This window comes from Kitasatospora sp. NPDC047058 (assembly GCF_040643935.1).
In the GTDB taxonomy this organism is placed as follows: Bacteria; Actinomycetota; Actinomycetes; order Streptomycetales; family Streptomycetaceae; genus Kitasatospora.
Window position 1 is genome coordinate 1 of sequence record NZ_JBEYVJ010000483.1, and the last position, 4,552, is coordinate 4,552.

Sequence of the window (4,552 nt, forward strand, 5' to 3'; positions counted from 1 at the left end):
TGTTTAAACTCTACCGCCCCCACCGAGAACAACACCTTTGCTGTACCACTCTTCCCCACCCCCCCGCTCTTCCGATCGGTCACCGGCACCCCGGTGTACCCGTTCCCCCACGCGACCCGCCGGGGCGCGTGACGCGCGCCCGGCCGGTGGGGTGAGGCGGTGGGGGTCAGGCCGTGACGCCGCCGTCGAGGACCAGGTCGGCGCCGACGGTGAAGGCGGACTCCGGGGAGGCGAGGTGGAGGACGGCGGCGGCGATCTCCTCGGGTGCGCCGGCCCGGCCGACCGGGACCTGGGCCTTCATCCGGTCGGCCTTGTCGGCCGCGGTCTCACCGGGCCGGGTGGACATGGTGGTGTCCACCGGACCGGGACTGACCAGGTTGATCCGGACGCCGTCGGCGATGTGGTCGCGGGCGGCGGCGCGGGTCAGGGTGGCGACGGCGGCCTTGGTGACGGCATAGGCGCCCAGGCCCGGGAGGCGGAAGTGGGTGCCCAGGTTCGAGGAGATGTTGACGATGGCACCCCCGCCGCGGGCGCGCAGCTCGGCGATCTGGTGCTTCATGGCGAGCCAGGTGCCGGTGAGGTTGGTGTCGATCAGGCGCTGCCAGTCCTCCTCCTCGACGTCCGCGACCGGGGCGGGAGTGCCGAGGATGCCGGCGTTGTTGACGGCGACGTCCAGCCCGCCGAGCTGCGCGACGGTCTCCCGGACCAGGCGGGCGGCGTCCCCACTCCTCGCCACGTCCCCCACCAGGGCGACGGCCTTGCCGCCCTCGGCCTCGATCAGCGCGACGGTCTCGGCGAGCGAGGCCTCGGTGCGCCCGGCCACGGCCACCCGGGCCCCCTCCCGGGCGAAGGCGAGCGCGATGGCGCGGCCGATGCCGGTCCCACCGCCGGTGACCAGGACGGACTTGTCGGCGAAACGCGTGGTCATGACGAGTACTCCTTCATGGGTTTGTGCGTGAGCGTGTGCTGCGCGGCGGTCGCGGCCGCCCACTAAATTGACCGTTCGATCCAATATCAGGGCCGAGAAAACGGCGGCCGGAGCCGCCGCCCGGACCCGCCCGGGAACCCTCAGTCCAGCAGGGAGAGCGCCTGCTCGGCCGCGTCGTGCAGGCGCGCCGCGCCGTCGCCGGCCTTGCCGATCACCCGCATGCCCTGCAGCAGCACCAGCAGCATCCGGGCCAGCGCCCGCGGGTCACGCCCTTCGGGCAGCTCCCCCTGCGCCTCGGCGCGGACCAGGGCGGAGGTCAGCGCCGCCTCCAGGAGGCCGAGACTGTTCGCCACCCGGCGGGCCGCGTCCGGATCGTGCGGGGCGAGCTCGACCGCCGTGTTGGTGACGAAGCAGCCCCGCCGGCCCCCGCTCTCCGCATCCTCGCCGGACTCCCGCGCAAAGCGGCGGACCAGGGCGCGGATCGCCGGCAGGACCGGACCGGGCTGCGAGAGCTCGGCCAGCAGCGCCGGGTCGCACTGCTCGCCGTAACGCTCCAGGGCGCGCAGGTAGAGCTCGTGCTTGCTGCCGAAGGTGGCGTAGATACTGGCGCGGGCGATGCCGAGCCCCTCGACCAGGTCGCTCATCGAGGTGGCCTCGTAGCCGCGCCGCCAGAACAGCTCGAGAGCCGACTGGAGCGCCGTGTCGGGGTCGAATTCCTTACTGCGAGCCATGACTGAACCCTAGTCAGATCCAGACCGATCGGTCAAGAAAGGCCGGGGAGGGCGGACGAAACTTCGACCACGCTCTATTTGACTGAGTATTGTCAAACCCTCAAGGGTAAGGGTACCCTTACCGCCGCTCGTCCCCAGTCCCCTCCCCACCGGAGGCACCTTCCCATGCCTGCAAGCCTGCAACAGGCGCTCGACGCCGCCCGCCCCTACGTCCTGACGGCCTTCCGGGCCGTGATCGGACTGCTCTTCGCCTGCCACGGCGCCGCCTCGCTCTTCGGCGTGTTCGGCGGCGCCAAGGGCGGCGGCACCGTCCCGGTCGGGCAGTGGCCCGGCTGGTGGGCCGCGCTGATCCAGCTCGTCGGCGGCGCGCTGGTCCTGGCCGGCCTCGGCACCCGGACCGCGGCCGTCATCTGCTCGGGTTCCATGGCCTACGCGTACTTCACGGTCCACCAGGAGCACGCACTGCTGCCGCTGCAGAACAACGGCGAGGCCTCGGTGCTGTTCTGCTGGGCCTTCCTCGCCATCGCGGTGCTCGGCTCCGGCCCGATCGCCCTGGACCGGCTGTTCACCGGCCGGAACACCGACCGGGCCGGGCACACCGGAAGCACCGACAACGCCGGGCGCAGCTCGCAGCCGACCCCGGCCGGCTGACCGCTCCCGGGGCGTGTCCTGTGGTCGGCTTTCCACAGGACACGCCCCGGGACGGCTCCTGACGAACCGTCGGCACCGGCCGGAGGACGTGCCGTCAGCAGACGGCGGGGGCGGCGACGGTCACTCCTCGCACTGGTGGCTGCACTCCCACCGGCCGCCGCCGAACTCCCACTCGCAGCAGGCGTGGAAGCTGCCGGCGCGGGTGGCCGCTCCGGGGCTCCCGCCACCGCGGGTGGCCCCTCCCGGATTCTCCCCGCCCTGGGGCCCACCGCGGGTGGCCCCGCCCGGGCTCTCGCCGCCGTACGGTCCGTCGGGCGGCGGGCCGCCCCGGTCCTCGTCCGACGCCGTGTCACGGTTCCACCGGATCGCGTACTTGCCGGCCAGCTCCGGATACTGGTCGAACACCTTCTCCAGGGCCTTGAAGAAGCCGGCGTCCACGTCGGGTCCGGCGGTCTGCGTCTGAGCGGCCATCGCGACCTCACCTCGTTCCGCCCGGGGCTCCGCAGCCCCGGCTGCCCTCGGTCACCGCGCGCCGGGCGTCTCCGGCCGGGCCGGGCCGCCCCGGTCCGCCCTCGGGAACCGCCCCCACAGATCGAGGCTCGCACGCCCGTGGTGGCCCCGCCAGCCGGTCGGCAGGACCACCCGGGGCCGCTCCCCGGCCAGGTGTCAGACCACCGTCGGCAGCGGGGGCTCGACCGCCAGCGGAGCCGAACTGCGGGCCCGGTGCTGGGCGGCCCAGGTGCTGAGCGCCACCGTGCAGGCGTGGTCGAGGTGGCGCAGGCCGGACCAGTCCAGCTCGACCGGGCGGTCGCCCGGGAGCCGCTCCAGCGCGTCCAGCAGGCGGGGCAGCCGCAGGAAGGTCGCGTTGCCGCTCAGCCGGACGCGCAGCGGCCGCGCACCGCCCTGGTCACCCTGGCCCTCCTGGCCGCCCCGGTCTTCCGGGCCGCCCCGGACACTCGCGCCGCCCTCCCCCGCCGGCAGTTCCTCCACGCCGATCTGCAGGTGCGAGGTCTGCCAGGCCGACTTCACCACGGCCAGCCCGATGCCGGTCAGCACGCCCTCGAACAGGTTGGTGGTGATGATCGCCACCGCCGTGACCGCCAGCACCACCGCCTCGCCCCGGTGCTCCCGGCAGAGCCCGGCGATCCGCCGGACCGGCACCAGCTTGGCGCCCGCGTGCACCAGGACGGCGGCCAGCGCCGTCAGCGGGACCAGACCGAGCACGCCGGGCAGCAGCGCGGTGAACAGCAGCAGCCAGAACCCGTGCAGGACGCGCGAGGCCTTGGTCCGGGCACCCGCCTGGACGTTGGCCGCGCTGCGCACGATCACCGCCGTCATCGGCAGCGCGCCGAGCAGGCCGCAGAGCGCGTTGCCGACGCCCTGGGCGGTCAGCTCGCGGTCGTAGTCGGTGCGCGGGCCGTGGTGCATCCGGTCGACGGCGGCCGCGCTGAACAGCGTCTCGGCGGAGGCGATCAGGGTGAAGGCGACGACGGTGCCGAGGCCGGCCGTGCTCGCCAGGGCGCCGAGCGCGTCTCGGTCGGGCATCTGCACCACGCCCAGCAGACCGGCGACCCGGACCCGGGCCACCGGGAGGTCGGCGGCGGCGGTGACGGCCGCGGCGAGCCCGACGGCGGCCAGCGGTGCGGGCACCGCCCGGGCCACCCCGGCGGGCAGGTACGTCCAGAACACCAGCACCAGCAGGGTGCCGGCGCCGAGGGCCACCGCGCTAGGGGCGGCGGCCCCGGTGAGGGCGTCGCGCAGCAGCGCGGGCAGTCCGGCGATCTTCTCCGGCCCGGTCGAGGGCGCCTTGCGGTCGGCGAGCGCGTACAGCTGGCCGAACAGCAGGGTCAGGCCGATGCCCGCCAGCATGCCGTGCACCACCGAGGCGGACATCGCGCGGAACCAGCGGCCCAGGTGCAGGGCCCCCATCACGAGCTGAAGCAGGCCGGTGGCCAGCACCAGCAGGCCGAGCGCGCCGACGCCGTACTCCTGCACGGCCTCGTAGACCAGGACGGTCAGCCCGGCGGCCGGGCCGCTGACCTGGAGGCTGCTGCCGGGCAGCGAACCGACGACCAGGCCGCCGACGATCCCGGTGACCAGCCCGAGCTCGGCGGGCACGCCGGAGGCGACGGCCACCCCGACGCAGAGCGGCACGGCGACCAGGAAGACCACCAGCGAGGCGGGCAGGTCGAAGCGCCAGGGCACGGCGCGCAGCAGCGCGGCCGGGCCGCGGCGGCCCCGT

Annotated in this window: 5 protein-coding genes; 1 reads left to right on the plus strand and 4 read right to left on the minus strand. The window is 74.6% G+C overall.

What is annotated here, in order from left to right; translation table 11 throughout:
- Positions 1 to 166 precede the first annotated feature (166 nt).
- The gene (locus tag ABZ885_RS35880; RefSeq protein ID WP_360198415.1) at positions 167 to 928 is read right to left on the minus strand and encodes a glucose 1-dehydrogenase; all 762 of its coding nucleotides are present in this window, start codon (positions 926 to 928) and stop codon (positions 167 to 169) included.
- A 140-nt stretch (positions 929 to 1,068) separates the two neighbouring features.
- Complete coding sequence (locus ABZ885_RS35885; protein ID WP_360198418.1) at positions 1,069 to 1,659, minus strand: TetR family transcriptional regulator; 591 nt, start codon at positions 1,657 to 1,659, stop codon at positions 1,069 to 1,071.
- Between the two features lie 165 nt (positions 1,660 to 1,824).
- Here ABZ885_RS35885 and ABZ885_RS35890 point away from each other — a divergent pair, with 165 nt between their 5' ends.
- The gene (locus ABZ885_RS35890) at positions 1,825 to 2,310 is read left to right on the plus strand and encodes a DoxX family protein (RefSeq protein ID WP_360198421.1); all 486 of its coding nucleotides are present in this window, start codon (positions 1,825 to 1,827) and stop codon (positions 2,308 to 2,310) included.
- 120 nt (positions 2,311 to 2,430) lie between these two features.
- Here the strand turns inward: ABZ885_RS35890 and ABZ885_RS35895 are convergent, their stop codons facing one another.
- Together ABZ885_RS35895 and ABZ885_RS35900 are read right to left on the minus strand one after the other, a co-directional pair.
- Positions 2,431 to 2,781 carry a hypothetical protein gene (locus ABZ885_RS35895; RefSeq protein WP_360198424.1) on the minus strand — a complete coding sequence of 117 codons (351 nt, stop codon included), beginning with the start codon at positions 2,779 to 2,781 and terminating at the stop codon, positions 2,431 to 2,433.
- A gap of 195 nt (positions 2,782 to 2,976) precedes the next feature.
- Positions 2,977 to 4,515, minus strand: coding sequence for a SulP family inorganic anion transporter (locus ABZ885_RS35900; protein WP_360198427.1), 1,539 nt, complete (start codon positions 4,513 to 4,515; stop codon positions 2,977 to 2,979).
- Positions 4,516 to 4,552 lie beyond the last annotated feature (37 nt).